Below are 24,961 nucleotides of genomic sequence, written 5' to 3' on the forward strand. Positions count from 1 at the left end.
CTAGGCTCGTTCTCACCTCGCGGGCCGCCCGCGACGGGCCTCGGGAGGCACAGATGAGCGACTCGTCCGCACCGCGCACCGACTCGGACGGCGCAGGCGCTCCGTCCCGCCGCTCCGCTCGGGAGAGCACCGCCCGCCCCTCGGTCCTGCCGCCCGCGCAGACGCAGCCGGCCGTCCCCGCTGCGGAGCCCGTGGCGCCGCTGACCGTGCTGATCTCGGGCGCGAGCGGCATGATCGGCACGGAGCTGAGCCGTCAGCTGCGCGCCGACGGCCACGAGATCCTCCGCCTGGTGCGGCACGCGCCCACGAGCGCGGACGAGTTCCACTGGGCGCCGACGTCGCACATGCTCGACTTCAGCGTGCTCGACCGCGTCGACGCGGTCGTGAACCTCTCGGGCGCCTCCATCAGCCGCCTCCCGTGGACCTCCTCCTACAAGCGGGAGATCCTGGACTCGCGGGTCCAGGCGACCCGCACCCTCACCGACGCGATGCGGATGGCGACCTCTCCCCCGTCGATCCTCCTGAACGCCTCCGCCGTCGGCTTCTACGGCGACCGCCCGGGCGAGGACCTGACCGAGAACTCCGCGCGGGGCGAAGGGTTCCTGGCCGATGTCGTCGCCCGCTGGGAGGAGGCCGCGCACCTCGCGCCGCAATCCACCCGCGTCGCGACCCTGCGCACGGGGCTGGTCCTCGGCGACGGAGGAGCGCTCAAGCCGCTGCTTCCGCTGACGAAGCTCGGACTCAGCGGTCCGCTCGGCGGCGGCGAGCAGGCCTGGCCCTGGATCAGCCTCTACGACGAGGCCGCGGCCATCCGCCACCTCCTCACCTCGACGCTGTCCGGTCCCGTCAACCTCGCGGGGCCCGTCCCCGCGACCGCGAACGAGATCATGAAGACGCTCGCCGAGCAGCTGCACCGGCCGTTCAAGCTGCCGGTGCCGGGACGGATCATCGAGCTCGCGTTGCAGGACGCGGGTCACGAGCTCCTGCTCTCGAGCCAGCGGATGCTGCCGCAGCGACTGCTGGAGGACGGCTTCGTCTTCCGGCACCGCACGGTCGCCCAGGCGCTGGAGTGGGTCCTGGCCTGACGAGCGCCGGGAGTCCCCGGAGGCTCAGGCCGGAGCGTCCTTCTCGAGGGCGATCGACGTCCTGATCGCGCCCCGGGCGCGCTTGCGGTCGCCGCTCGCGTCGTAGGCGAGCCCCAGGCGGTACCACGCCCGCCAGCTCTGCGGATCGGCGTCCACCTCGGCCGCGTAGCCGGGGAACAGCGTGTCGGCCTCCTCTCGCAGCGGGCGGCCGCTGGCGCGCGAGTCGAGGACCTCCTTCGGGAGCGCGTCCTCGGATTCGAGCCGGCGGGCCAGGCGCTCGGCGCGGAGCCCGAACAGGAGCTCGCGGACGAGCCCCCAGACGCCGACGGCGCCGAGGATGAGCAGGCCCAGCCCCATCACGATGCCGGGGACCGTGCCCGCGGCGAACGCGACCACGGAGTACTGCAGGCAGACGAAGAGGTAGAGGGCGAGCAGGACCGCCATCAGCCCGACGCCGACGCGGGTCCTCACGGTGCGCTCGTCGCGGCCGCGGCCTGGCCGGACGGCGCATCGTCGACCGGCGCCGGCTCGCCGGGAGCCCGCTCGGCCAGCGGCGCCGCGTCGAACGCCGCGCGCAGATCGAGGAGGGCGTCGAGCCCGACGACGACCCCCGTCGTCGAGCGCACCGCGTGCAGCGCCCTCAGGATCCCGGCCTCGTAGGAGGCCGGCGAGGAGGTGTCGTGGCGCAGCGTCACGGTCTCTCCGGTGCCGCCGAACACGACCTCCTGGCGGGCCTCGACTCCGGGCAGCCGCAGACTGTGCACCGGGATGCTCGCCACCTGCTGCCCGCGGGCGCGCTGGTCGGTGTGCGGTGCCTGCACCGGACCGAGCTCCGCCCGGGCCTGCAGGATCAGCTCCGCGGTCCGGACGGCGGTGCCCGACGGCGAGTCGACCTTGCGGGCGCCGTGCGTCTCGACGATCTCGACGGCGTCGAAGAAGCGGGCGGCGACGGTCGCCAGCGCTGTCGCGAGGACGGAGCCGAGCGAGAAGTTCGGGACGATGACGACACCCGCGTCGGGCTGGGCCTCGACCGTGCGGCGCAGCGCCGCGATGCGGTCGCCGGTCCATCCGGACGTGCCCACGAGCACCTTCCGGCCGTGGGCGACCGCGAAGTCGACGACGCCCTGGCTGACCGCGGGGACCGTCATGTCGACGACCACGTCGGCCGCCAGCATCTCCTGCGGATCGCTCCGGGAGCCCAGCCGGGCGACGAGCTCGAACTCGTCGGAGGCGTCGATCAGCGAGCAGGTGAGGGAGCCGAGTCGGCCGGACGCACCGACGACGGCGACGGAAGTAGTCACTCCGTCAGCGTAACAACGCGGCTGCCCACGGGGGCGGGCGCCGCACCCGCGGGGGCGGCCGCTCAGTAGGGCTGGGCCTCCGGCAGGCCGGTGCGCAGCTCCACGGGCAGGTGCGCGAGGTCGTTGTGCACGACGAGGACCGGGGGCTTCCGCGATCGGACGCGGATGATCGTCAGCCCGCAGTTGGCCTGGTTGAGCCCGAGCCAACGCCAGTCCGGGGCGTCGAAGACGTGCCGCACGAACCAGCCGATCACGAAGTTGTGGGTGATGAGGAGGTCGTGCCGGTCCTCGCGCGACGGGGCCAGGAACTCCGAGACCGCATCCTGCATCTGCGCGTGTCCCGCCTCGATCTCGGCGGGCGTGACGCTGCCGAAGAACGGCTCGAACGCGCGCGGCATGTCGGGCGTGGGGCCGGAGGGGATGCAGTCGAACAGCAGCGAGGAGGGCTCGATCGCGAGTCCGGGCAGGACCGCGCGGAACCGGGCGGCCGTCTCCTCCGCCCGCCGGAGCGGCGAGTGCCACGCGCCCGTGAACGGGACGCCGCCGAGCCGCTCGGCGATGAGCCGGGCCTGGCGCTCCCCTCGTGCCGACAGCGGCCCGTCGGGCATGCCGTGCTCGGCGTCCTGCTGCTCGCCGTGACGGACGAGGTAGATGTAATGGGACACGTGGGGCTCCCCCGGGTGCGGCGCGACGGTGCGCGGTCAACGGTCGTTCGCGAGAACGGATCAGACGGTGGGAGCGCTCTCGATCTCGGCGATACCGGCGAACGTCGATGCGTCGACCGCACCGACGGCCGAGATCGACGACGGCCCCCTCGCCAAGTCTGCCGCGAGAGCCTGGACATCCTCCGCGCCGACGCGCGCAAGACGGCGCAGGCTCTCATCCAGGTCGACGAATTCGCCGAAGGTCAGCTCGGCGCGGCCGAGCCGGGACATCCGCGTGTCCGAGTCCTCGAGCGCGAGGGCGGCGGCGCCGGAAAGCTGGCCTCGGGCGCGCCCGATCTCGTCCTCGGAGACGCCGTCCTCGGCGAGGCGGTGGAACTCCGAGACGAGGAGCTCGGCGACGGTGCCGGCCTTGGCGGGCGTGCTCGCCGCGTAGAGGCCGAAGATGCCGGCGTCGGAGTAGGACGGGGCGAACGAGTAGACGGAGTAGGCGAGGCCGCGCTTCTCGCGGATCTCCTGGAAGAGGCGCGAGGACATCCCGCCGCCGAGGATCGAGTTGAGCACGCCCATCGTCATCCGACGGTCGTCGGCCGCGGCGAGGCCGGGGAACCCGATCAGGATGTTGGCCTGCTCGGTCGGGCGGTGGACGATCGACAGTGCGCTGCCCCGCTCGTAGTGGGCCTCGAGGCCCACGCGGCGCGCCACGGGAGCCGCAGGGACGGAGAGGTCCCAGCCGTCGGAGGAGAGCACGCGCTCGAGCAGCGCGACCAGGGACTCGTGCTCGACGGCGCCGGCGACGGAGACGACGAGATCGCGGGGGCTGTAGGCGGCCCGGTAGTGCGCCCAGACGGCGTCGCGGGTGGCCTCGCCGATGGTCTGCGGGCTGCCGCCGATAGGGCGCCCCAGCGGGTGGTCGCCGAAGACGGACTCGAACAGGCGCTCGCTCGCCACGTCGGCCGGATCGTCGTCGGCCATGGCGAGCTCCTCGAGGATCACGCCGCGCTCGGTCTCGAACTCGTCCGGGTCCAGCAGGCTGGAGGTGACCATGTCGCCGATGACCTCGGCGGCCATCGGGAGATCGCGGTCCTGCACCTTGGCGTAGTAGCAGGTGTACTCCTTCGCGGTGAGCGCGTTGTGCTCGCCGCCCACGGAGTCGAAGGAGACGGCGATGTCGAGAGCCGAGCGCGACCGGGTGCCCTTGAAGAGCAGGTGCTCGAGGAAGTGGGTGGAGCCGAAGTTCGACGGGGTCGCCGGACGCCCGCCCTCGGCAGGACGCGCGGGCTGCTCGTCGCGCGAGCCCGCGGCGACCCAGAAGCCGACGGTGGCGCTGCGGGCACCGGGGACGGCCTCGCTCAGGATGCGGACACCACTGGAGAGGACGGAGCGGCGGACGAGCGAGCCACCGGCGGCCCGGATCGTCGTCTCCGGCTGGTCGAGAGGGAGTGCGACGCCGTGGTTCATCCGACCCACACTAGGTCACCCGCACGCGCTGTCCCGGCCCGCGGTCATCCGTGCAGGACTCGACGTCAGCGTCGAGCGCGCTCGAGGGCGTGGAGATGAGCGGCGTCGAGCTCGAGCGAGACGGCGCGGACCAGGGTGTCGATCTCGGCGCAGGATGCGGGCTCGACGGTCGCCGCGGCGACACCCGGCCGGGCGAGCAGCCAGGCGAGGGCGACGGCGGCCGTGGTCGCGGACAGCTCGGCGCCGATCGCGTCGAGCGCCGCGAGCACCCGCCGTCCGCGACGGCCGAGATGCACCGACGCGAGCGCCCCGTCGGGAAGAGCCCGCAGTTCGCGCCTCGAGCGCGCCGCTCCGTGCAGGAAGCCGTGCGCGAGAGGCGCGGTGGCCACGACGGAGAGCCCCTGGCCCCGCGCGACGAGCCCGAGGTCGCCCTCGGCGTCCGAGCCCTCGAGCAGGCTGTAGCGCAGCTCCACCCCGGAGAAGCGCGGCAGACCGTGACCGGCGAGCACCCGTGCCTCGAAGAGCTCCTCGGCCGCGAACCCCGAGGCGAGGACCGCCCGGACCTTCCCGCGCGCGAGCAGGACCTCGACGGCGCTGAGCAGCTCGTCGAGCCTCCCGGCGCTGTCGGGCCGCACCGCGAGGACGTCCAGGTGGTCGGTGCGCAGGCGCCGGAGCGACTGGTCGACGCGGGCGACCAGGGCGCGGGGGGACGGCGAGGCGTCGGCGGTCGGTCCCAGGCGCCCGAGGAGGAGGAAGCGGTCGCGATCCCGGTGACCGGCGAGCCAGCGGCCCACGGTCTCCTCGCCGGCGGCGGAGGCCGCGGTGTCGGTGACGAGGACTCCGTTGCCACCCCAGGCCGCGAACCGCTCGAGGAGCTCGGGACCGGCGTCGTGGCCGCGACGGCCGAGGACGGCGGCGTCGAGCAGGAGGGGGAAGAGGGACTGCGCGGAGTCGCCGAGCGAGCGGCGCAGCGTGTGGGCGACGACCGGTCCGGTGTCGCCCGGGGAACCCGCTTCCGGGAGCGCTCCGAGGGATCCGTGACGCGTCGCCTTCACGGTCGCGCGGGCCTTCAGCCTCGGCACGCCACCACTCTCCCTGCGGCGGCTCGGGACCCGCCAGGACCGAGAGTAGCCGAGGGCCGAGCGCCGCTCCGGAGGCGGTGCGGAACGGTTCATCAGATCGTTACACGGCGGTCTCCTCCCCCGCCGCGAACCTGCTCCGCTCTCCCCAGGATGCGGTGCGGCGACTCCTCCGCGGCACCGGGTCGCGGCTAGATTCGCCCTCATGGAGCCCCTCACCCCGCCCCCGTCGACGCCCTGGTGGACCAGCGCCGTCGTCTACCAGATCTACCCCCGCTCGTTCGCGGACTCGAACGGCGACGGCATCGGCGACCTCGGCGGGATCCGCTCCCGGCTCGACCACCTGGCCGACCTCGGAGTGGACGTCGTCTGGCTGTCGCCGATCTACCCGTCACCGCAGCACGACAACGGCTACGACATCTCGGACTACGAGGACATCGATCCGCTCTTCGGCGACCTCGCGGAGTTCGACCTGCTGCTGGCGGAGGCGCACGAACGCGGCATCCGCATCGTGATGGACCTCGTGGTGAACCACACGAGCGACGAGCACGCGTGGTTCGTCGAGTCCCGCTCCTCGATCGAGAACCCCACACGTGACTGGTACTGGTGGCGGAAGGGTCGCGCCGCCGCAGGCGTCTCCTCCGAGCTCGAGGCCGCCGGTGACGCAGGACTGGACGTCGCCGAGCCCAACGGCTGGCGCTCGTACTTCTCCGGGCCGGCGTGGACCCGGGACTCCGTGACCGACGAGTACTTCCTCCACCTGTTCGCGGTGCAGCAGCCCGACCTGAACTGGGAGAACGCCGAGGTCCGGCGCGCGGTGCACGCGATGATGAACCGCTGGCTCGACCGCGGCGTCGACGGGTTCCGGATGGACGTCATCAACCTCGTGTCGAAGAACCTCGACGAGGTCGACGGCGAGGGCGGCGGCACGGGCATCGTCGGCGGAGTGGGTCCGCGGCTGCACGAGTACCTCCGCGAGATGAACGAGGCCGTGTTCGCGGGGCGCGAGGGCGCCTACCTCACCGTCGGCGAGATGCCCGGAGTGACCCTGGAGGAGGCCGCGCTCGTCACCGATCCCCAGCGCCGGGAGCTCGACATGGTGTTCCAGTTCGAGCACGTGGGCATCGACCACGGCGTCGACAAGTTCCACCCGGTGCCGCTGGACCTCGTCGCGCTCAAGGCGAACCTCGCCCGCTGGCAGGAAGGCCTCGCCGAGCGCGGCTGGAACTCGCTCTACCTCAACAACCACGACCAGCCGCGGCTGGTCTCGCGCTTCGGCGACGACGGCCGCTACCGCTACGAATCCGCGACGCTCTGGGCGACCCTCCTGCACCTGCAGCGCGGCACGCCCTACATCTACCAGGGCGAGGAGATCGGGATGACGAACGTGCCCTTCTCGGGGATCGAGGACTTCCGGGACGTCGAGTCGCTGAACTACTACGCCGAGGCGGTCGGCGACCGCGGGGAGGATCCGGAGGAGGTCCTGGCGGGTCTGCGGGCGCAGAGCCGCGACAACGCGCGCACACCTGTGCAGTGGGACGGCGGCGAGCACGCCGGCTTCACGACGGGCGAACCGTGGATCCCGGTCAATCCGAACTCGATCGAGCTGAACGTGGCGGCCGATCGGGCATCGGAGCGCTCGGTGTTCGAGTACTACCGGGCCCTGATCGCGCTGCGGCACGCCGACGAGACCGTGCAGCTGGGCCGGTTCCGGCTCCTCGAGCCCGAGCACCCGACGCTCTTCGCGTTCACGCGCACCGGCGCGAGCGAGCTGCTCGCCGTGGGCAACGTGTCGGGCGAGCCGCTCGAGGTGTCGCTGCTGGCCGAGTGGGCGGGGGCCGAGACGGTGCTGGGCAACGTGCCGGGGTCGACCGGGACGACGCTCCAGCCGTGGGAGGCGCGGGTCCTGCGCCGCTGATCGGGAGCGCGGTCGGCCGACAGGCTCCCCGACCTCGTGCCGACGGCTCCGGGGATCACCCGGGAGCCGTCGGACCGGTCAGGCGGAGGCGCGGTCGAGCTGGGCGAGGTCGCTGCGGGTCAGCGGGAGGGAGGCCGCGCCGAAGACCGACTCGAGCTCCTCGGCTCCGCGGGCGCGGACGACTGCGGCGGAGACCTCCTGATGCGAGAGCACCCACGCGAGGGCGACCGTGCCGGGGTTGGTGCCGTGGGCCTCGGCGATCTCGTCGAGCGCGGCGAGCACCTTGCTGCCGTGGCGCCCCACGTAGTCGAGCGCAGCCTCGAACATGACCGACTGCGGCTCGTCCGAGCGGTGGCGCATCGCGCCCGTGAGGTAGCCGCTCGCGAGCGGGAGCCGCGCCAGCGTGCCGAGCTCCTGCCGGATCACCTCGGGGGCGACGTCGGACTCGTAGTCCTTGCGCTCCATCAGGTTGTACTCGGCCACCACGACCGAGAAGACGGGCAGCCCGTGGAGGGTCGCGGCCTCCTCGGCGCGGGCGAGCGCCTCGCCGCTGAAGTGGGCGGCGCCGAGCGCTCCGACGGAGCCGTTCGCGAGGAACGGGGCGACGGCCGCGAGGCTCTCCTCGATCGGCACCTCCGGGTCCTCGCTGTCGAAGGACAGGAGGTCGATCCGGGTGCCCAGGCGCTCGAGACTGCCCTCGACGGCCGCCCGGACGTCGCCCGGAGCGAGGCCCGGGGCGTCGGGGTGGCGGCCGACCTTGGTGGCGACGAGCATCCGCTCGCGTGCGCCGCTCGCCTCGAGCCAGCGGCCGATCATGTACTCGCTGCGACCGGTCGCGTAGTGGTCGGCGGTCGAGATCAGGGTGCCGCCGAGCGCCGCGAAGGCGTCGAGCGCCTCGGTCGTGTCGTCGATCCCCGCGGCCCAGCCGAAGACGGAGCCGTCGAGGGCGAGCGGATGCACGGGGAGGCCGGTGCGACCGAGGGTGCGCTGGGGAGCGGCGGGCGTCTCCGGCTCGGTGGCCAGGGGCGTCGGGTCGATCACGGTGTTCCTCCGGTCGGGGCGGTGCGACGGCGCGGTTCGGCAACGCTACCCCATCCGCCGCAGAACGACGGACGCCCGCCCCACCGGAGTGGGACGGGCGTCACGACGTGCAAGAGCGATCAGCTCTCGACGGGAGCCTCGACCGGCGCCTCGGCTCCGGCCTCCTCGGCCACGACGGGCGCGAGGGACAGCTTGCCGCGGTCGTCGATCTTGGTGATCGAAACGAGCAGCTTCTGGCCGACTCCGAGAACGTCCTCGACGTTCTCGACGCGCTTGCCACCGGCGAGCTTGCGGACCTCGCTGATGTGCAGCAGTCCGTCCTTGCCCGGGAGCAGCGAGACGAACGCGCCGAACGTCGCGAGCTTGACGACGGTTCCGAGGAACTGCTCGCCGACCTCGGGGTTCGTCGGGTTCGCGATCGCGTTGACCTGGGCACGGGCGGCCTCGGCCGACGGGCCGTCGACGGCGCCGATGTAGACGGTGCCGTCCTCCTCGATGGAGATGTCGGCGCCGGTCTCGTCCTGGATCGCGTTGATCGTCTTGCCCTTGGGGCCGATCAGCTCGCCGATCTTGTCGACGGGGATCTGCACCGAGATCACGCGGGGCGCGGTCGGGGCCATCTCGTCGGGCTGGTCGATCGCGGCCGTGAGCACGGCGAGGATCGTGCTGCGCGCGTCCTTCGCCTGCTTGAGCGCGGCGTCGAGGACCGACGACGGGATGCCGTCGAGCTTCGTGTCGAGCTGGATCGCGGTGACGAACTCGGAGGTTCCGGCGACCTTGAAGTCCATGTCGCCGAGCGCGTCCTCGGCGCCCAGGATGTCGGTCAGCGCCGCGTAGCGGGTCTGGCCGTCGACGACGTCGGACACGAGGCCCATCGCGATTCCCGCGACCGGGGCGCGCAGCGGCACACCGGCGTTGAGGAGCGACAGGGTCGAGGCGCAGACCGAGCCCATCGAGGTCGAGCCGTTGGAGCTCAGCGCCTCGGAGACCTGGCGGATCGCGTAGGGGAACTCCTCACGGGAGGGCAGCACCGGCACGAGGGCGCGCTCGGCGAGGAAGCCGTGCCCGATCTCGCGACGCTTCGGCGACCCGACGCGACCGGTCTCACCGGTCGAGTAGGGCGGGAAGTTGTAGTGGTGCAGGTAGCGCTTCTTCGTGACGGGCGACAGCGAGTCGATCTGCTGCTCCATCTTGAGCATGTTCAGCGTGGTGACGCCCAGGATCTGGGTCTCGCCGCGCTGGAAGATCGCCGAGCCGTGGACGCGCGGGATGACCTGGACCTCGGCGTCGAGCGGACGGATGTCGGCGAGGCCGCGGCCGTCGATGCGCACGCCGTCGCGGAGGATGCGTCCGCGGACGACCACCTTCGTGACCGACTTGTACGCCGCTCCGACCTGGCTGTAGGCCTCGGCCGAGAGCTGACCGGACGCGATGCGCTCGGCGATCTGCTCCTTGACCTTCGCCTTGAGGGCGTCGTCGGCGTCCTGGCGCTCGACCTTGTCGGCGATCGAGTAGATGCGGACGAGCTCGTCGTAGCTGAGCTCGGCGACGTTGTCGTAGGTCTCCTGCGCGTAGGGCAGGAACACCGGGTAGTCCTTGACGGGCTTGGCGGTGTTCGCGGCCATCTTCGCCTGCGCCTCGACGAGCGCGCGGATGAAGGGCTTGGAGGCCTCGAGGCCCTGGGCCACGACGGTCTCGTCGGGCTTGGTGGCGCCGGCCTTGATGAGGTTCCAGGAGCCCTCGGTCGCCTCGGCCTCGACCATCATGATGGCGACGTCGGAGGAGCCGTCCTCGTTGGTGACGACGCGGCCCGCGACGGTGAGGTCGAAGACGGCGTTCTCGAGCTGCGAGGCCTTGGGGAACGCGATCCACTGGTCGTTGCCCGAGCCGTCGGACATGAGCGCGAGGCGCACACCGGCGATGGGGCCCGAGAAGGGCAGACCGGAGATCTGGGTCGAGGCGCTCGCGGCGTTGATCGCGAGGGCGTCGTAGAACTCGTCCGGAGCGATGCTCAGGACCGTGATGACGATCTGGACCTCGTTGCGCAGGCCCTCGACGAACGAGGGGCGCAACGGCCGGTCGATCAGACGGCAGACCAGGATCGCCTCGGTGGAGGGGCGGCCCTCGCGGCGGAAGAACGAGCCGGGGATCTTGCCGGCGGCGTAGGAGCGCTCCTCGACGTCGACGGTCAGCGGGAAGAAGTCGAAGTTGTCCTTCGGGTTCTTCGACGCCGAGGTGGCCGAGAGGATCATCGTGTCCTCGTCGAGGTACGCGGCGACCGCTCCCTGAGCCTGCTGCGCGAGGCGGCCGGTCTCGAAGCGGACGGTGCGGGTGCCGTACGAGCCGTTGTCGAGAACGGCTTCGGCGAATGTGATTTCAGGACCTTCCAAGAGGTTCTGTCTCCTTCAACGTATGCAGCGGCGCCCGTTCTGGGCGCCGGCGTTCGTCGGAGCAGAGTTCCGGTCAGGAATCGAGACGATTCCACGGCAGGGCGTCGCGCCGTGCCGTCGTGTGGAGGGCGTTCGTGCTGGCCACCAGTAGAAAAGCTCCGGGTCGCCTCCTGTGCGACGACGCCGCACCTGTGAACCGGGACTCCACCACCGAGGACCAGCTTCCTGCCGGCCTGCTCCGTGGTTCGAATCCGGTGACGGCCGGCGGCCGCTGCGGATTCGGAACCGGTTCATGCTATCAGCACGGGTGCCGGACGGCCAGGAACGCGCGGCGGGACGCTCCGGGGCGGCTGTCGCAGGGAGCGCTCAGCCGCGCGTCTCGTGCATCAGCAGCTGCACCCGGAGCGCGCCCTTCACCGTGACGATGCGCGCCGGCACACGCGGCTGCTTGCCCGCCTCCGACAGCCGCGAGAGCGCCGCGTCGACGACGTTCTCGAGACCGCGGGGCACGTAGCCGACGAGGTCGGAGGGGCGGTGGTTGGCGAAGAGGCGGACCGGCATGGGGGCGTCCACGCGCTCCTCCTCGAGGGTGCGGCGCGGGATCACCGCCGTGATCTCGTCCTCGCCGAGCGCCAGGACCCGGGCGAGCTCGTCCTGGTGCGAGGCGCTGTCGGCGATGCCGAGCAGCGTCTCCCCGCGCCGGGACTTCGGCAGCAGGTCGTAGTCGTAGTCGTCGAGCTTCCCCGATCCGCGGTCGTTCGCGGGGAGGGGGTTCTGGTCGTCGCGTCCGCGTCCGAAGGAGAAGAGCTTCATGCCCCCATTGTGACGCTGACGGCGACGGGGCGGCTCTCGCGAGCGGAGGTGCGGCCCCGGGGCTCGATCAGGAGCGGGAGGAGCGCAGCATCCGTGCGATCGCCGCGAGGACCAGCAGCAGCACCACGGCGACGAAGCCCAGGAGGACGGGCACGGCGGGAAGGAGCGCGAGGGCCGCTCCGATCGCGAGGACGGGGACCGCGAGGCCCAGATAGGCGGCGAGGAACATGCCGGCGAGGACCTCGCCGCGCGCGGCGTCCGAGGCGAGCGAGCCGGCGACCGCGAGGGACAGGCGGAACAGCAGCCCGACTCCGGCACCGGCGAGCACTCCCCCGGCGACGAACGGCCAGAGGACGGCCGTCACGGCGCCGACGGCGACCAGCACGAGGCCGACGGCGAGGGCGGCGGCCGACAGCAGGAGTGCGGGACGGGCGGCGAGGCGGGCGGAGAGGAGCTGCGCCACGGCGCCTGCGGCGAAGACTCCGAACGACACGGCGCCGGCGACCAGGTGGGAGGTCTCGCCGAAGCGACCGGCCAGGAAGGTCGGAGCGAGCGAGGTGAAGAGGCCGAAGACGGCGAAGCCGGCGAACGCGCCGACCGCGGCCGAGAGGAAGGCGCCGCGCGACTCGGCGGGCACGGCGAGCCGCTGCGGGCGGTAGGCGGGCAGGACCTCGCGCCGCTCGACGGTCTCGGGCACGAGGGCGACTCCGAGGCCGAGGACCACGAGCAGCACGAGGAAGACCTCGTAGGGGACGACCAGCGGGCGGTCGACGGTCACGGCGAGCACGCCCCCGACCAGCGGGCCCAGCGCCAGCCCGCCCATGTTCACGAGCGTCGAGACCGCCCGCGAGGTGCCGGGCCCCTCCTCGGGGCGGGCGACGGCGCGCAGCTCTGAGAGGTGCGCGGTCGCGGTGGCCGTCAGGGCGCCGACGCCGAGCCCCGTCAGCAGGCGGGCGATCAGGAGGCCCGGGACCTCGGGCCAGAGCAGGAAGACGATCGCGGCGAGCACCTCGACCAGGATCGACGCGAGCAGGATGCGGCGGCGGCCGAGCCAGTCGCTGACGTGTCCGGCGAGGAAGAGGCTCGCGACCACTCCGACCGCGTAGGCGGCGAACACCACGGTGACGACGAAGGCCGGGAAGCCGTCGCGGGCCTGGTAGATCGCGTAGAGCGGGGTCGGCACGGTGGAGAACGCCATGACCGCGAGGAACGCCGCGGCGATGACCCAGAAGCCGGGGCCGTGCGGCAGCTCGGGTCGGCGGGAGGCCGGACCCGTGGGAGCGGGCCGGGAGGGGCGGTGGTCGAGGTCCGGAGTGGTCACGCGATCAGGTTCCTCCGCCGGACTGAGCGTGTCCAACGGAGGATCTCGGTCGCATTCATCGAGTCCGGTGGATGATGGCGGGATGGACGATCGACAACTGGCCGCGTTCGTCGCGGTCGCGGAGGAGCTCCACTTCACTCGGGCGGCGGCGCGGCTGTTCGTGGTGCAGTCCACGCTGTCCGCCAGCATCCGCGCCCTCGAGCACGAGCTCGGAGCGGCGCTGTTCGAGCGCTCGACGCGCCGGGTCGCCCTCACCGCGGTAGGCGAGGCGCTGCTGCCGGAGGCGCGCCGGGCGATCGACGGGCTCGACCGGATGCGCACGCTCGCCGCCGAGGACGCCGCGGGGCTGCGCGGACGGGTGCGGGTGGGCACGTTCTCGGGGATGGACCTGATCGACCTGCCCGGGGCGCTCGGCGTGTACCGGCGCCGGCATCCGCTCGTGGACCTGCTGCTGCGCACCTCGGCGACCGGATCGACGGGCCTGGCCGAGGACCTGCGCCGCGGACGGCTCGACGTCGCACTGCTCGCGCTCCCCGCGGACGGGATGCCGGATCTCGCCGTCACGCCGCTCGCGCGCAGCGACTACGTGCTCCTGGTACCGGACGACCACCCGCTCGCCGACGCGACCGCACCCCGACCGAAGGACCTCGCGGGCGAGACGTTCGTGGACACTCCGGCCGGCTTCGGCAACCGGGTCAGCGTCGACCGCGCGTTCCTCGCCGAGGGTGTCCCCCGGCGCGTGGCGACCGAGGTCGCGGATCTGCCCGGGATCCCGCGGTTCGTGCAGGCGGGCCTCGGCGTGGCGATCGTGCCGCGGGCGGGCGTGGCGGCGCTCGGGGGCGTGCGCTCGATCACCCTGGACTGGCCGGGGCTCGAGTGGGAGCTCTCGGTCGGGACCGCGCTGCGACCCTCCGCCGCGGTGGAGGCGCTGACCGCGCTCCTCCGGGAGCGGCGGAGCGCTTGAGCGGTCGGCGTCAGCCCTCGAGGAGGGGACCGCGGACGATCGAGTCGCCCGAGTGCGCGGGGTCGCCGTCGAGCGGTTCCTCCGACACGTCGACCAGCGAGTACTCCGAGAGGTCGAGGCCGGCCGGGACGGCGAAGCGGCCCTCGGTGCCGTCGAGGGCTCCGAGCGGCACGAGGCCGGACGCGTCGGCGGCGATCAGCCAGACCTCGCGGTAGCCGCCGTCCCCACCCTGCACGTCGAGCCGCACGATCAGCTCGCGACCGCCGTCGACGGCCTCGAGCTCGGCGGAGCCGGTCGCGCCCTGCCAGTCGGGGAACGCCTGGAGCTCGGCCCGCGCCACGACGACCACGTCCTCCGTCTGCGACGCCTGCCACCACGCTCCGCCCGCCACTCCGACCACGAGGGCGGAGAAGGCGGCGAGCGAGGTGAGCACCACGCGGCCGGTGCGCCGACGACGGCGCTCGGGACGGTGCCGGCCCGTGGAGCCGGACTGAGCGACCGGGACGGGAGCGGTGTCGGGTCGCTCCGGGACGGGGGCGAGCACGGGAGCCGCGGAGTGCTCCTCGAGACCGAGCTCGTCGCGGATGCGGTCCCAGACCGCGGCGGACGGCGTCTCGAGGACGACTCCGCGGCTGTCGCGGCCGACCTCGGCGACGTGGCCGAGCTCGACGAGCTGCTGCGCGCACTCCGGGCACTCGGCCAGGTGCGCGTCGGCCTCGCCGCTCGACTCCTCGCCGAGCGCGAGCAGCGCGATCTCGTCGGGATCCAGGTGGGTCATGTGCTGCTCACCTCCAATCGGGAGCGGAGTCTGTCGAGGCTGCGGCGGATGTGGCTCTTGACGGTACCGAGCGGCAGCCCGGTCCGAGCGGCGATCTCGGTGTGGGTGAGGTCGTCGTAGAAGGCGAGGCTCATCACCCGGCGGGGCACGGGGTCGAGTCGGGCGAGCTCGTCGGCGACCAGGACCTTCGCCTCCAGATCGACCGGAGTCTCGCCCTCCTCGATCGGAGCGACGGCGACGAGCGCCTGGGTGAGCCGGCGCTCGCGCGATCGGTTCTCGTGCGCGTCGGCGATGCGGTTGCGGGAGATCCCGACCAGCCAGGCTCCCAGAGCGGCGCGGTCCGGATCGAAGTTCTGCCGGCCGGTCCAGGCCGAGACGAAGACGCGCTGCACCACGTCCTCCGCGTCGCCCCGGTCGCCGAGAGAGCGCAGAGCGAGGGTGAACAGCAGCGGGGACCACCGCGCGTAGGCCTCCGCGAGCGAGGACTCGTCGCCCGCGGCGAAGCGGAGCCCGAGACGGCGCACGACGGCGCGCTCGTCCTCGGCCCCGTCGAGGGGTGCGCTGGGGAGGGCGTCGGACAGTGGGATGCTCCTGAGGTGGGGACGGCGCTGGACCCTGGCGTCGGGCTGCGCTGCGGCGGTCGCTGCGCTCATCGTACGCGCGGCGATCGGGCGGTCGGAGTCACGGGGACGGCACCGCCGTGACGACGACGTTGCTGAGGTAGTGGCGCGTGTCGTAGTCGAAGTCGCCGCCGCACGTGATGAGGACGAGCCGGGGCGCACCGTCGCGGGTGAACACGGCCGGGAGATCGACGGACGTCTTCTCGGTGGTCTCGACCGTCGTCACGGTGAAGGAGCGCTCGGCTCCGTCGTCGCCCGTGAGGCGGACGATCTGGCCGGGCTGCGCCGATGTCAGCTCGACGAACGGGCCGAGGCCGTAGACGAGGGAGTCGACATGGGCGGCGATGACGATCGTCCCGTCGGGCTCGTCCAGGCCCGCTCCGAACCGGTACCAGCCGGCCGTCGCGGTGTCGGGGACGAGCTCCATGGTGCCGTCGTCGGCCACTCCGACCGGCTCGAGCGGCATGTCGACCGGCAGCCCGTCGACCACGATCCGCGTGGGGGCGACGACGCTGGGCGCCGGGGTCGCTCCCAGACGCGCATCCGCGAGGGGCACGGCGGGCGGGGCGGCGGAGGGGATCGCGGACGGCGCGGGCGGGGGCTGCTGCACCGAGAGGCTCGCGTCGGGCGAGGGCACGACCCCAGCCGCCTGAGCTGAGCATCCGGCGAGACCCGCGCCGACCGCGATCGACCCGATCACGACGAGGACGCGCAGAGGGAAGGGGTTCCGGCTCATGGCGTCCTCCTGGGTCGTGATCGGGTGACCGGCTCGGGCGCGCTCCAGCACGCCCGAGCCGGTGGTGTTTCCGCGGGTCAGCGGCCCGCAGCGGCCTTGCGACGGCCGAACAGGGCCGCTCCGGCGAGACCGAGAGCGGCGAGGGCGGCTGCGCCCCACCAGCCCGCGGCGGCGTCGGTGCGGTTGTCGGCGGCGAGTCCGGCCTCACCGGCGGGGACGCCGGACGGGGTCGAGTGCAGGCCGTCGATGGTCTGCGTCGCGAGGGCGAGGTTGCCCTTCTCGAGGCTGCCCCAGGCGTAGACGATCGTGTTGACGCCCTCCTGGACCTGGACGTCGGCCGGGCCGATGACCGGGGTCGTGGTGCCGGTCGCCGCGACGACCGTCGAGATCGTCGCCGGAGCGAGGTTCAGCACGCCCTCGTTCGGGTTGGTGACGTTCGTCAGGACGGGCGAGCCGCCGGCGAGGATGTCGACCGCGGGCGCGGCGGCCACGTGGCGGACGGTGAGCCGTCCCTCTCCCGCGGCGGTGGTCGAGATGTCGTTCGTGAAGAGCGTCGCGGTGGGGGTGTTGTCGGCCTTCAGGTGCGCGGCGGCGGTGTAGCTCTTGCCCGCCTCGAGCGCGAGGTCGATCGGGCCGATGACGGGAGCGCTCGCGTCGGCTGCGTCGGCCGCGGTGATCGCGACGGAGTAGGTGCCGGTGGGCAGGTCCAGCGGTCCGGCGAGGGTGCCGGGGGTGAAGTCGTCGAGCGTCAGTGCTCCGTTCACGTACACGTCCACGGTGGTGTCCGGGACGGCGTGCAGGACGTACAGGTCGGCGGAGTCGGCGTCGGCGGCGCTGGCCGGAGCGGCGGAGAGGCCGACGACGGCGAGGGTGCCGACGCAGGCACCGGTCAGGAGACGGCGGGAGAAGCTGGAGGTGGTCACGGTGTTCCTCTTTCACGATGGGACCCGGAGCGGGTCGGTGGGTACTCGAGAAGGGCCTTCACGGACTACTTCCGGACGAACCCCCTCGACGGATGCACCTCGTGGCGGATTTCTCCGAAGAATCTCCTACGGGGTGCCCTCGAGCCCGGGAACGCCCTGTTCAGCGTGTGTTTCCGGGGTTACGCTCGCGCCGAGAGGGAGTGACGGATGGTGCGACGCAGCACACCCGGACCCGCGTCGGGCTCGCGGCGGGCTGCTCCGCGGCCCCACGGCCTGATCGCATCGACGGCCGCGACGGCAGCGGCCTCGGCCGTGCTCGCCCTCGCGCTTGCGGCGACCGCTCCGCTCGCCTCGCTCCCCTCCTCCGCGGCCGGAGCGCCGACGCAGTGCGCGGATTCCCGGGAGCTGCTGGCCGCCGCGCCGGGACTCGAGGGCGCCGACCCCGGGCACCTGATCGCCTGCGTCGACGAGGATCACCGCCGGCTGACGATCCACAACCGCACACCGGTGGTCTGGGCGATCGGGGATCCGTCGGTGACGGGCGTCGTCGATCAGGCGGGCGGCGTCAGCGGGCTGCTCAGCTCCCACGCGTCGCGCTCCGGACGGGGACTGCTGCTCGCTCCGGGCGCCTCCGCCTCCGTCTCGGCAGGGCCTGGACGGATCGCTCCCCGGCCGGATCGGGAGGCGACCCGACTGCACCTCGCCCTGACGGCGATCGTCGAGGCGCAGGACGCCGCCGAGGCGACGCTGCCCCCGCGGGCGCCCAGAGCGGTGCTGCGATCGGCCGCGCTCACCTGCGCCGTCGCGCTGAGCGGGGTCGCCTCCGGATGGGACATCGCCTCCGTCGACGCACTCGAACGGGCCGCCTCGACGGCGGGATGCGCTCGCGCGTGGCGCGCCGCCGGATCACGGGCGCTCGCGGACGGCTGGCGGCTGCCCGCGCTCGTCGCGGCGGTCCGCGATCCGGACCGGCTGGAGCACGATCGGGCCCGTGCGCGGGCGGCGGAGGGATGGTTCGCGGCGGCGGGCGGGTACTCCTGGGGCGGTGCGGAGCGACCGCAGCGGCTCCCGTGAGCCGCGCCGGGAACGCGGAACGGGCCGCCCTCCGCGAGGAGGACGGCCCGTTCGGCAAGAAGTTCGCGGTGTCATCGAGACCCCGCGCTCGCTCCGTGAGGAACTAGCGGCGGAGGCCGAGACGCTCGATCAGCGCGCGGTAGCGGTTGATGTCCACGTCCGACAGGTAGCCGAGGAGTCGGCGACGCTGACCCACGAGCAGCAACAGACCACGACGCGAGTGGTGGTCGTGCTTGTGCTCCTTGAGGTGCTCGGTGAGGTCCTTGATCCGACGGGTCAGGACGGCCACCTGGACCTCGGGGGATCCGGTGTCACCGGGGTGGGTCGCGTACTCTTCGATGATCGCCTTCTTGACATCTGCTTCGAGTGCCATAGGTGGATCCCCTCTCTCTCGTTGCGCGGTGCCCGGCGCCTGATGCGTGGGCTCTCTTGATCCGCGGCCGTCGAACGGCAACTGCACGAGCTTACCAGAGGGTGGAGCGGTGTGGGGCGGGTCGACACCGCCTAGGCGCCGACGGCCCTGTTCCAGAGCACGACGAGCCACGGCGACACGAGCAGCTCCCAGTAGACGAGGACGAGCACGTTCAGGACGACGGCGATCCACCCGGCGATCGGCGGGCGCTTCTCGCGGCGGCGGGCGCGGATCGAGGAGACGCCGAGCAGGACGCCCACGAGCAGCAGCGCGTGGATGAGGGCGGTGTAGAGGACTCCGACGATCAGGTCGCTCATCGCGCGGTCGCCCGGGTACGCCCCGAGCGAGATCAGCGAGTACCAGACGAAGAACGAGATCGGCACGGTCACCACGGCGATGGCCGAGCCTGCCAGCGCGGGCCCGTAGCGACGCCACCATCCGGCGGCGCGGCCGCCGGAGGAGGACGGGCGGGCGGCGTTCCGCGGGCGGTACGAGGGCGAGGCGCCGCGGGCCGAGCGGCGCGGGGAAGAGGATCCGGCTGCGCGCGACGCGGGGGCGGCCGGACGTCGGGGCGCGCCGTCGGGAGACGTGCTCATGCCCACCACCCTAGAGGGTCGGCTCTGCGGGTCCGTGCGGGCACCGCGCCGCCCGGCGAGCAGAATGGGGCGGGTGAGTCAGGTCCCCCGCGCGCCCCGGCGCAGCCACGTCATCGATGTCTCGCCGCTCCGGGAGTCGCCCGCCTTCGCCCGGCTCTGGGCCGGCAACGTGATCTCGGGCATCGGCGGGCAGATGACGATCGTCGCCGTCGGCCTGCACATCTACGAGCTCACCGGCTCGACGCTCGCGGTCGCGATGGTGGGGGTCGTCGCGCTCGTGCCGACCGTGATCGCGGGGCTCTACGGCGGGATGCTCGCCGACGCGTTCGACCGGCGGCTGGTCCTCCTCCTCTCGGCGATCGTGGCGTGGGGATCGACCGCGGGGATCGCGGCGCTCGCCTGGCTCGGCGCCGAGACTCCGCTGACCCTGTACCTGCTCACCGCGCTCAACGCGGTCGCGACCACCGTGATCGTGGCCACCCGGATGACGCTCGCCCCGCGGCTGCTCCGACCGGAGCCCGTGCCCGCGGCCGCCGCGCTCGGCGGGATCGCGAGCGGCGTCGAGGTGACCGTGGGACCGGCGCTGGCGGGTGTGCTGGTGGCCGGGGTCGGCTTCCCGGCGACCTACACGATCGACGTGGTGCTGTTCCTCGCGGCGTTCCTAGGGATCGTGGGTCTCCCGGCGCTGGTGCCCGAGGGCGAGCGGCAGCGGCCGGGACTCGAGTCGCTGCGGTTCGGGATGCGGTTCCTGCGCGGGGCGCCGAACATCCGCCTGTCGTTCCTCGTCGACATCGTCGCGATGACGTTCGGGCAGCCGAGGGTGGTCTTCCCCGCGGCGGCGGCGCTCCTGCTCGGGGGCGGAGCGGTCACGGTCGGGGTCCTGACGGCCGCGTTCGCGGTCGGTGCGCTGCTCAGCGGAGTCTTCTCGGGCCGGCTCACGGGAGTGCGGCAGCAGGGGCTCGCGATCGGACGGTCGATCCAGGTCTACGGCGGGTTCATCGCGGCGTTCGGCGCGGTGCTGCTGACCGCCGCGCTCGTCGGGCACGAGGACTCGGCGCCGGACCTCGCGCTCATCGCCCTCGCGTCGGTCGCCCTGGCCGGAGCCGGCGCGGCGGACAACATCAGCTCGATCTTCCGGCAGACGATGCTGCAGACCGCGGTCCCCGACAACATGCGCGGGCGGCTGCAGGGCGTGTTCATCGTGGTGGTGACCGGCGGTCCGCGCGTCGGAGACCTCTACACGGGGCTGCTGGCCTCGCTGGCGCTGCTCTGGCTGCCGCCGCTGGCCGGAGGGCTCGCGATCATCGGGATCCTCGGCGCGGTGCTGCGGACGCGGCCGGCGTTCCGCGGCTACGACGCGCTGCGTCCGACGGCGTGAGCCGACCCGCCGCGCCCGGTGAGCGCGGCGGACCCGGGGTCACTCCCCCGCGAAGTCGCTCGTGCCGCCGCCGTCGGTGAGGTTCTCGTCGGAGACGGCGCCGCTGTCGTCGTCGCGCCCCTCGACCCGCGTTGGGCGGTAGACGTGGAAGCCTTCGTCGTCGTCCTCCAGCTCCCAGACGACCTCGACCTCCTCGCCGTCGATGTCGGCGACCCGGGTGATGGTGGGCTGCGGGGCTCCGTCGACGAGCTCGAGGCGGATGCTCTCCTGCTCGGCGCCGCTGTCGAGGATGGCCGTGTACGTGGTGGTGTCCATGCCTCGACGGTAGGCACGCCCGCGGGGCGCTCGCCACCCCTTGCGGCGCTCGGGTGGACGCGTAGCGTCGCCTCCATGACCGACACCGACATCACCCCCGCCGACTCCGACGACGTCGCCCAGATCGCCGAGCTCGTGAAGAGCGCGAAGATCGGGCTGCTCACGACCGTGAACGCCACGGGCCAGCTCGTCAGCCGTCCGCTCGCCGCCCAGGACACCGACTTCGACGGCGTGCTCTGGTTCTTCACCCAGGACCCCTCGCCCAAGGTCGAGGACATCCGCGCGAACCCGAGCGTGAACGTGGCGTTCGAGTCGAAGAAGGGCTACCTGTCGGTGGCCGGAACCGCGAGCGTCGTGCACGATGCGGCGAAGGTCGACGAGCTGTGGAGCCCCTCCGTCTCGGGCTGGTTCCCCGACGGCAAGGACGACCCGACCGTCGCCCTGATCCGCGTCGACGCCGAGACGGTGGAGCTGTGGGCGTCGGACGAGCCCGGGCCCGTCGTGCTGTTCAAGGTGCTGACCGCCGCGGTCCGGGGCGGGCAGCCGGACGTGGGTGAGAACCGCACCGTCTCGTTCGAGTAGACGCGCCTGCTGTCTCCTTCCGCGGGATGCCGTTCCGGTACGCCTCGTCCGTTGTGTCGCGTCCCGGAGTGGCATCTCGCGGCGGAGTGATGGGGTCAGGGACCGCCGAAGCGCTCGGTGCGGACGCGCTCGGGGGCGTGGCCCTGGGCCACCAGGGCTGTCGCGACGGCCTCGACGAAGGCGGTCGGGCCGCAGACGTAGACCGTGGGCTCGGCCGAGGGCGGCAGGGCCGCCTCGGCGAGCAGCTCCGGAGTGAGACGGCCGGCCGGACGGGCCGCACCGGGCGGAGCGACGCGGGTGTAGACCACCTTCGTCGCCACTCCGCCCTGCTCGGCCGGCAGCTCGGCCAGCCGCTGCAGGTCGTCGCGGTAGTAGGCGAAGACGGGCGAGCGCACCGAGTAGAGCAGGCGCATCGGAGCCGCGCTGCCGACCCGGCCGTGCTCGCGCGCCATCGCCATCAGCGGGACGAGACCGCTGCCGCCGGCGATCAGCTGCACGGGCTCGGTCTGCTCGGGCCGCCAGACGAACCAGCCGCCGATCGGACCGCGCACCTCGAGGCTGTCCCCCGCTTCGAGGCCCTCGACGAGGTACGGCGACACCTCGCCGTCCTCCAGGCGCTCGACCGCCAGCTCGACGTGCTCGCCGTCGGCGGGCGCGCCGATCGAGTAGGAACGGCTGGCATGGTAGCCGTCGGGGGCCGTGAGCCGGACGTCGAGGTGCTGCCCGGCGAGGTGACCGGGCCAGCCGGGCACGCGCAGCGTGATCAGTCGCGAGGTCGGGGTGAGCGGGGCGACCGCCTCGGCGGTCGACTCCTGCCAGATCACCGGTAGCGCTCCTCTTTCCACGGGTCTCCGTGCATGTGGTAGCCGTTCTGCTCCCAGAAGCCGGGCTCGTCGCCGGGCATCAAGCGGAGGCTCCTCACCCACTTGGCGCTCTTCCAGAAGTAGAGGTGCGGCACCAGCAGTCGCGCAGGTCCGCCGTGCTCGGCGGCGAGGGGCTCGCCCTCGAACGTGGTCGCCACCCAGGCCTTGCCCCCGCGGATCTCGGCCAGCGGCAGGTTGGTGGTGTAGCCGCCGAAGCTCTGCGCCATGACGTAGCCGGCGTCGGTCTCGACGCCCTCGAGGAGGGTGTCGACCGAGACGCCGCGCCAGGTGGTGCCGAGCTTGGACCAGCGGGTGACGCAGTGGATGTCGGTGTGCACGTCCTCCTGCGGCAGGGCCTGGAACTCGTCCCAGGTCCAGCTCCGGACGCCGGCGGGGCCCGCGTCGATCGAGAAGCTCCACTCGTGGATGTTCGGCGTCGGCCCGATGGAGAGGACGGGGAAGCCCGTCTCGAGGTACTGCCCGGGCGGGATGTCCGGATTCTCGGCGCGCTTGCCGAAGAAGCCCCGCGTGATGATGCCCATGTCCGCCCTCGTCGTCCTCGGGGCAGCGCCCCGGCTCGGTGGAAACCGCTCGTCGATCGTCAGGCTATCGCGGCGGCGCGGCGCTACTCCATCGCGGGCCCTCGGGCGAGCCCGAGCCGGTGTCGGCGGTGAGTGCGAGGATCGGCGCATGAGACGAACCGTCGTGCCGCCGTACCTCCTCGTCCGCATCGCCCGACTCGACGATCCCGCGTTCGCGCGGGCCGCCCGGGCCGCGAGCCGCTCCCTCGAGCAGGACGTGCCGTTCCGGCGCGTGCGCCCGGGCGAGCCGTCTCCCGGCCGCGGGACGCCGGGCCCGACCGCCACCGCCACTCCGACGCCCCGCAACCGGGTCGCCGCCCTGCAGCGCACCATCTCGGACGCGCAGACGACCGAGTCGCTCCCCGGCGTCACCGTCCGCACCGAGGGGCAGCCCTCGAACGGCGACGTCACGGTGGACGAGGCGTACGACGGGCTGGGAGCGATGTCCGCGTTCCTCCAGCAGGCCTACGGCCGCGACTCCATCGACGACGCCTGGCTGCCGCTGGACGCGACCGTGCACTTCGGCGACGACTACGACAACGCGTTCTGGGACGGCTCCCGGATGGTCTTCGGCGACGGCGACGGGCAGGTGTTCCGCCGCTTCACGATCTCGCCGAGCGTGATCGGGCACGAGCTCGCGCACGGGATGACCGAGTACACCGCGAACCTCGTCTACCGCGGGCAGTCGGGCGCGCTCAACGAGTCGATCTCGGACGTCTTCGGCGCGCTGCTCGAGCAGTTCGGAGCCGGGCAGAGCGCGGAGGAGGCGAGCTGGCTGATCGGCGAGGGGCTCTTCACCGACGAGGTCGAGGGCACGGCCCTGCGCTCGATGATCGCGCCCGGCACCGCCTACGACGACGACGTGCTGGGCAAGGATCCGCAGCCGGGTTCGATGGACGACTACGTCGACACCGAGGACGACAACGGCGGCGTGCACATCAACTCCGGGATCCCGAACCGGGCCTTCGCGGTGGCCGCGATCGAGCTCGGCGGGAAGGCGTGGGAGCGCGCAGGCCAGGTCTGGTACGACGTGCTGACCGGCGGAGTGCTCACGGCGACCGCCGACTTCGCGGGATTCGCGAGGCTCACGGTCGCCGCGGCGGCCGAGCGCTACGGTGCCGGGTCGGACGTCGAGTCGGCGGTGCGCACCGGCTGGAGCACGGTGGGGGTCGAGGTCCCCGCCTGAGCGGGCGCCGACCCCTCCCCTTCGGAGGGCGGGCGAGTACCATCGCGCGCATGGACGTCATCGTGTCGCGCAGCGGAGGATTCGCCGGACTCCGGCGCGTGTGGCGGGTCGACGTGGAGGAGCAGCCGGACGAGCGCGCATGGCGGGAGCTGCTGGGGTCCCTGCCGTGGGAGGCGGACGACGAACCGCAGGCCTCCGCCGGCCGCTCCGCCTCCGCTGCCGCCCCGGGCCGACCGGATCGCTTCGTGTACGAGATCCAGGTGCAGACCCACCACGTGCGGCTCGGCGAGACCGAGCTCGACGGGGCATGGCGGGAGCTGGTCGACCGGGTGCGCAAGGCGCAGCCGAGCTGACGACTCCCCGGCCCCGGACACGACGAAGGCGCAGCCCCTCACGGGAGCTGCGCCTTCGTCGTCGGTGCGGAGGGACTACTTCGTGCCGAGCAGATCGATCACGAAGATCAGGGTCTTGCCGGACAGTGGGTGCCCGCCGCCCGCGGGACCGTAGGCCAGGGCCGGCGGGCAGATCAGCTTGCGACGTCCGCCGACCTTCATGCCGGGGATGCCCTGCTGCCAGGCGCGGATCAGGTTGTTCAGGGGGAAGTTGATCGACTGGTTGCGGCTCCAGGAGGAGTCGAACTCCTCGCCGGTGTCGTACTCGACGCCGAGGTAGTGCACCTCGACGGTCGAGCCGGGCTGCGCCTCGGCGCCGTCGCCGACGACGACGTCCTCGACGACGAGGGAGTCGGGGGCCGGGCCGTCGGGGGCGTCGACCTCGGGCTTGGTCAGGTTCTCGCTGCTCATGGTCATCGATCTTAGAGCGGGGCGGCCGGGAGCGGGGTGTGCGGGGAGGGGCGGGCCGGGAGACGGTGGATCTCGATAC

General features: G+C 72.9%; 27 protein-coding genes. 8 read left to right on the top strand and 19 right to left on the bottom strand.

All coding sequences use genetic code 11. From position 1 onward, the window contains the following. The first annotated feature begins 53 nt into the window (after positions 1–53). The gene (locus tag C1I63_RS16105; RefSeq protein WP_107575416.1) at positions 54–1,085 is read left to right on the top strand and encodes a TIGR01777 family oxidoreductase; all 1,032 of its coding nucleotides are present in this window, start codon (positions 54–56) and stop codon (positions 1,083–1,085) included. A gap of 24 nt (positions 1,086–1,109) precedes the next feature. On the opposite strand, the gene C1I63_RS16110 is transcribed toward C1I63_RS16105, so the two are convergent. The 5 genes from C1I63_RS16110 to C1I63_RS16130 form a co-directional block, all read right to left on the bottom strand. Further along, a complete protein-coding gene (locus tag C1I63_RS16110) occupies positions 1,110–1,556 on the bottom strand; it encodes a hypothetical protein (protein WP_055793362.1) in 447 nt (148 codons plus the stop codon). Next, positions 1,553–2,386 carry a 4-hydroxy-tetrahydrodipicolinate reductase gene (gene dapB, locus C1I63_RS16115; protein WP_107575417.1) on the bottom strand — a complete coding sequence of 278 codons (834 nt, stop codon included), beginning with the start codon at positions 2,384–2,386 and terminating at the stop codon, positions 1,553–1,555. The genes C1I63_RS16110 and dapB overlap by 4 nt, the downstream gene beginning before the upstream one ends. A gap of 62 nt (positions 2,387–2,448) precedes the next feature. Then, on the bottom strand, positions 2,449–3,051 hold the full coding sequence (locus C1I63_RS16120; protein WP_055793368.1) for a histidine phosphatase family protein: 603 nt from the start codon (positions 3,049–3,051) through the stop codon (positions 2,449–2,451). 60 nt (positions 3,052–3,111) lie between these two features. Beyond that, positions 3,112–4,509 (bottom strand): M16 family metallopeptidase, encoded by a 1,398-nt coding sequence (locus C1I63_RS16125; protein ID WP_107575418.1) that lies wholly within the window; start codon positions 4,507–4,509, stop codon positions 3,112–3,114. A gap of 65 nt (positions 4,510–4,574) precedes the next feature. After that, on the bottom strand, positions 4,575–5,591 hold the full coding sequence (locus C1I63_RS16130; protein WP_170116401.1) for an aldo/keto reductase: 1,017 nt from the start codon (positions 5,589–5,591) through the stop codon (positions 4,575–4,577). Between the two features lie 202 nt (positions 5,592–5,793). On the opposite strand from C1I63_RS16130, the gene C1I63_RS16135 reads away from it, so the two are divergent. Next, entirely contained in the window at positions 5,794–7,506 is a 1,713-nt protein-coding gene (locus tag C1I63_RS16135; RefSeq protein ID WP_107575420.1) for a glycoside hydrolase family 13 protein, read from the top strand. 78 nt (positions 7,507–7,584) lie between these two features. On the opposite strand, the gene C1I63_RS16140 is transcribed toward C1I63_RS16135, so the two are convergent. The 4 genes from C1I63_RS16140 to C1I63_RS16155 all read right to left on the bottom strand — a co-directional run bounded on the left by C1I63_RS16140 (position 7,585) and on the right by C1I63_RS16155 (position 13,071). Continuing rightward, complete coding sequence (locus tag C1I63_RS16140; RefSeq protein WP_107575421.1) at positions 7,585–8,547, bottom strand: aldo/keto reductase; 963 nt, start codon at positions 8,545–8,547, stop codon at positions 7,585–7,587. A gap of 119 nt (positions 8,548–8,666) precedes the next feature. Beyond that, positions 8,667–10,937 (bottom strand): polyribonucleotide nucleotidyltransferase, encoded by a 2,271-nt coding sequence (locus C1I63_RS16145; protein WP_107575422.1) that lies wholly within the window; start codon positions 10,935–10,937, stop codon positions 8,667–8,669. A gap of 366 nt (positions 10,938–11,303) precedes the next feature. Beyond that, positions 11,304–11,750, bottom strand: a complete 447-nt coding sequence (locus tag C1I63_RS16150; protein ID WP_055793381.1) for a hypothetical protein — start codon at positions 11,748–11,750, stop codon at positions 11,304–11,306. Positions 11,751–11,817: 67 nt separating this feature from the next. After that, positions 11,818–13,071, bottom strand: coding sequence for an MFS transporter (locus C1I63_RS16155; RefSeq protein ID WP_244907111.1), 1,254 nt, complete (start codon positions 13,069–13,071; stop codon positions 11,818–11,820). A gap of 82 nt (positions 13,072–13,153) precedes the next feature. Here C1I63_RS16155 and C1I63_RS16160 point away from each other — a divergent pair, with 82 nt between their 5' ends. After that, positions 13,154–14,035, top strand: coding sequence for a LysR family transcriptional regulator (locus tag C1I63_RS16160; protein ID WP_107575424.1), 882 nt, complete (start codon positions 13,154–13,156; stop codon positions 14,033–14,035). 10 nt (positions 14,036–14,045) lie between these two features. On the opposite strand, the gene C1I63_RS16165 is transcribed toward C1I63_RS16160, so the two are convergent. From C1I63_RS16165 to C1I63_RS16180, 4 genes are all read right to left on the bottom strand, one after another. Continuing rightward, complete coding sequence (locus tag C1I63_RS16165; RefSeq protein WP_107575425.1) at positions 14,046–14,813, bottom strand: anti-sigma factor; 768 nt, start codon at positions 14,811–14,813, stop codon at positions 14,046–14,048. Continuing rightward, positions 14,810–15,466: an RNA polymerase sigma factor gene (locus C1I63_RS16170; protein ID WP_107575426.1), complete on the bottom strand. Its 657-nt coding sequence runs from the start codon at positions 15,464–15,466 to the stop codon at positions 14,810–14,812. Before C1I63_RS16170 ends, C1I63_RS16165 begins: the two co-directional genes overlap by 4 nt. A gap of 28 nt (positions 15,467–15,494) precedes the next feature. Next, complete coding sequence (locus C1I63_RS16175; protein WP_146168476.1) at positions 15,495–16,169, bottom strand: class F sortase; 675 nt, start codon at positions 16,167–16,169, stop codon at positions 15,495–15,497. A 77-nt stretch (positions 16,170–16,246) separates the two neighbouring features. Next, complete coding sequence (locus tag C1I63_RS16180) at positions 16,247–17,092, bottom strand: DUF4397 domain-containing protein (protein WP_244907113.1); 846 nt, start codon at positions 17,090–17,092, stop codon at positions 16,247–16,249. Between the two features lie 207 nt (positions 17,093–17,299). Here C1I63_RS16180 and C1I63_RS16185 point away from each other — a divergent pair, with 207 nt between their 5' ends. Then, the gene (locus C1I63_RS16185) at positions 17,300–18,166 is read left to right on the top strand and encodes a hypothetical protein (protein ID WP_146168477.1); all 867 of its coding nucleotides are present in this window, start codon (positions 17,300–17,302) and stop codon (positions 18,164–18,166) included. Between the two features lie 103 nt (positions 18,167–18,269). On the opposite strand, the gene rpsO is transcribed toward C1I63_RS16185, so the two are convergent. Both rpsO and C1I63_RS16195 read right to left on the bottom strand, forming a co-directional pair. Then, positions 18,270–18,539, bottom strand: coding sequence for a 30S ribosomal protein S15 (gene rpsO / locus C1I63_RS16190; RefSeq protein WP_055793401.1), 270 nt, complete (start codon positions 18,537–18,539; stop codon positions 18,270–18,272). 131 nt (positions 18,540–18,670) lie between these two features. Further along, the gene (locus C1I63_RS16195) at positions 18,671–19,174 is read right to left on the bottom strand and encodes a hypothetical protein (protein ID WP_107575429.1); all 504 of its coding nucleotides are present in this window, start codon (positions 19,172–19,174) and stop codon (positions 18,671–18,673) included. Positions 19,175–19,238: 64 nt separating this feature from the next. Between C1I63_RS16195 and C1I63_RS16200 the strand changes: the two genes are divergently transcribed. Further along, positions 19,239–20,552, top strand: coding sequence for an MFS transporter (locus C1I63_RS16200; RefSeq protein WP_107575430.1), 1,314 nt, complete (start codon positions 19,239–19,241; stop codon positions 20,550–20,552). A 39-nt stretch (positions 20,553–20,591) separates the two neighbouring features. Here the strand turns inward: C1I63_RS16200 and C1I63_RS19845 are convergent, their stop codons facing one another. After that, positions 20,592–20,867, bottom strand: coding sequence for a hypothetical protein (locus tag C1I63_RS19845; RefSeq protein ID WP_055793406.1), 276 nt, complete (start codon positions 20,865–20,867; stop codon positions 20,592–20,594). Between the two features lie 75 nt (positions 20,868–20,942). Here C1I63_RS19845 and C1I63_RS16205 point away from each other — a divergent pair, with 75 nt between their 5' ends. Then, positions 20,943–21,449, top strand: a complete 507-nt coding sequence (locus C1I63_RS16205; RefSeq protein WP_055793409.1) for a pyridoxamine 5'-phosphate oxidase family protein — start codon at positions 20,943–20,945, stop codon at positions 21,447–21,449. 95 nt (positions 21,450–21,544) lie between these two features. Here C1I63_RS16205 and C1I63_RS16210 read toward each other — a convergent pair whose 3' ends face one another. Together C1I63_RS16210 and C1I63_RS16215 are read right to left on the bottom strand one after the other, a co-directional pair. Further along, positions 21,545–22,273: a ferredoxin reductase gene (locus C1I63_RS16210; RefSeq protein ID WP_342353112.1), complete on the bottom strand. Its 729-nt coding sequence runs from the start codon at positions 22,271–22,273 to the stop codon at positions 21,545–21,547. Beyond that, positions 22,270–22,854, bottom strand: a complete 585-nt coding sequence (locus C1I63_RS16215; protein ID WP_055793416.1) for a sulfite oxidase-like oxidoreductase — start codon at positions 22,852–22,854, stop codon at positions 22,270–22,272. The genes C1I63_RS16210 and C1I63_RS16215 overlap by 4 nt, the downstream gene beginning before the upstream one ends. A 148-nt stretch (positions 22,855–23,002) precedes the next feature. Here C1I63_RS16215 and C1I63_RS16220 point away from each other — a divergent pair, with 148 nt between their 5' ends. After that, a complete protein-coding gene (locus tag C1I63_RS16220) occupies positions 23,003–24,079 on the top strand; it encodes a M4 family metallopeptidase (protein ID WP_107575432.1) in 1,077 nt (358 codons plus the stop codon). A 50-nt stretch (positions 24,080–24,129) separates the two neighbouring features. Then, complete coding sequence (locus tag C1I63_RS16225) at positions 24,130–24,432, top strand: protealysin inhibitor emfourin (RefSeq protein ID WP_055793422.1); 303 nt, start codon at positions 24,130–24,132, stop codon at positions 24,430–24,432. Positions 24,433–24,507: 75 nt separating this feature from the next. Here the strand turns inward: C1I63_RS16225 and C1I63_RS16230 are convergent, their stop codons facing one another. Continuing rightward, entirely contained in the window at positions 24,508–24,882 is a 375-nt protein-coding gene (locus C1I63_RS16230; RefSeq protein ID WP_055793425.1) for an FKBP-type peptidyl-prolyl cis-trans isomerase, read from the bottom strand. Positions 24,883–24,961: the final 79 nt, after the last annotated feature.

It is taken from the genome of Rathayibacter caricis DSM 15933, from assembly GCF_003044275.1.
Classification (GTDB): domain Bacteria; phylum Actinomycetota; class Actinomycetes; order Actinomycetales; family Microbacteriaceae; genus Rathayibacter; species Rathayibacter caricis.

What these genes read in the sequence shown, in the direction of transcription:
- C1I63_RS16185 (WP_146168477.1), top strand. Translation starts at nt 17,300, where the DNA reads ATGGTGCGACGCAGCACACCCGGACCCGCGTCGGGCTCGCGGCGGGCT.
- C1I63_RS16215 (WP_055793416.1), bottom strand. Translation starts at nt 22,854, where the DNA reads ATGGGCATCATCACGCGGGGCTTCTTCGGCAAGCGCGCCGAGAATCCG.
- C1I63_RS16160 (WP_107575424.1), top strand. Translation starts at nt 13,154, where the DNA reads ATGGACGATCGACAACTGGCCGCGTTCGTCGCGGTCGCGGAGGAGCTC.
- C1I63_RS16175 (WP_146168476.1), bottom strand. Translation starts at nt 16,169, where the DNA reads ATGAGCCGGAACCCCTTCCCTCTGCGCGTCCTCGTCGTGATCGGGTCG.
- C1I63_RS16220 (WP_107575432.1), top strand. Translation starts at nt 23,003, where the DNA reads ATGAGACGAACCGTCGTGCCGCCGTACCTCCTCGTCCGCATCGCCCGA.
- C1I63_RS16225 (WP_055793422.1), top strand. Translation starts at nt 24,130, where the DNA reads ATGGACGTCATCGTGTCGCGCAGCGGAGGATTCGCCGGACTCCGGCGC.
- C1I63_RS16105 (WP_107575416.1), top strand. Translation starts at nt 54, where the DNA reads ATGAGCGACTCGTCCGCACCGCGCACCGACTCGGACGGCGCAGGCGCT.
- C1I63_RS19845 (WP_055793406.1), bottom strand. Translation starts at nt 20,867, where the DNA reads ATGGACACCACCACGTACACGGCCATCCTCGACAGCGGCGCCGAGCAG.
- C1I63_RS16200 (WP_107575430.1), top strand. Translation starts at nt 19,239, where the DNA reads ATGGGGCGGGTGAGTCAGGTCCCCCGCGCGCCCCGGCGCAGCCACGTC.
- C1I63_RS16195 (WP_107575429.1), bottom strand. Translation starts at nt 19,174, where the DNA reads ATGAGCACGTCTCCCGACGGCGCGCCCCGACGTCCGGCCGCCCCCGCG.
- C1I63_RS16230 (WP_055793425.1), bottom strand. Translation starts at nt 24,882, where the DNA reads ATGAGCAGCGAGAACCTGACCAAGCCCGAGGTCGACGCCCCCGACGGC.
- C1I63_RS16135 (WP_107575420.1), top strand. Translation starts at nt 5,794, where the DNA reads ATGGAGCCCCTCACCCCGCCCCCGTCGACGCCCTGGTGGACCAGCGCC.
- C1I63_RS16170 (WP_107575426.1), bottom strand. Translation starts at nt 15,466, where the DNA reads ATGAGCGCAGCGACCGCCGCAGCGCAGCCCGACGCCAGGGTCCAGCGC.
- C1I63_RS16125 (WP_107575418.1), bottom strand. Translation starts at nt 4,509, where the DNA reads ATGAACCACGGCGTCGCACTCCCTCTCGACCAGCCGGAGACGACGATC.
- C1I63_RS16205 (WP_055793409.1), top strand. Translation starts at nt 20,943, where the DNA reads ATGACCGACACCGACATCACCCCCGCCGACTCCGACGACGTCGCCCAG.
- C1I63_RS16165 (WP_107575425.1), bottom strand. Translation starts at nt 14,813, where the DNA reads ATGACCCACCTGGATCCCGACGAGATCGCGCTGCTCGCGCTCGGCGAG.
- C1I63_RS16150 (WP_055793381.1), bottom strand. Translation starts at nt 11,750, where the DNA reads ATGAAGCTCTTCTCCTTCGGACGCGGACGCGACGACCAGAACCCCCTC.
- rpsO (WP_055793401.1), bottom strand. Translation starts at nt 18,539, where the DNA reads ATGGCACTCGAAGCAGATGTCAAGAAGGCGATCATCGAAGAGTACGCG.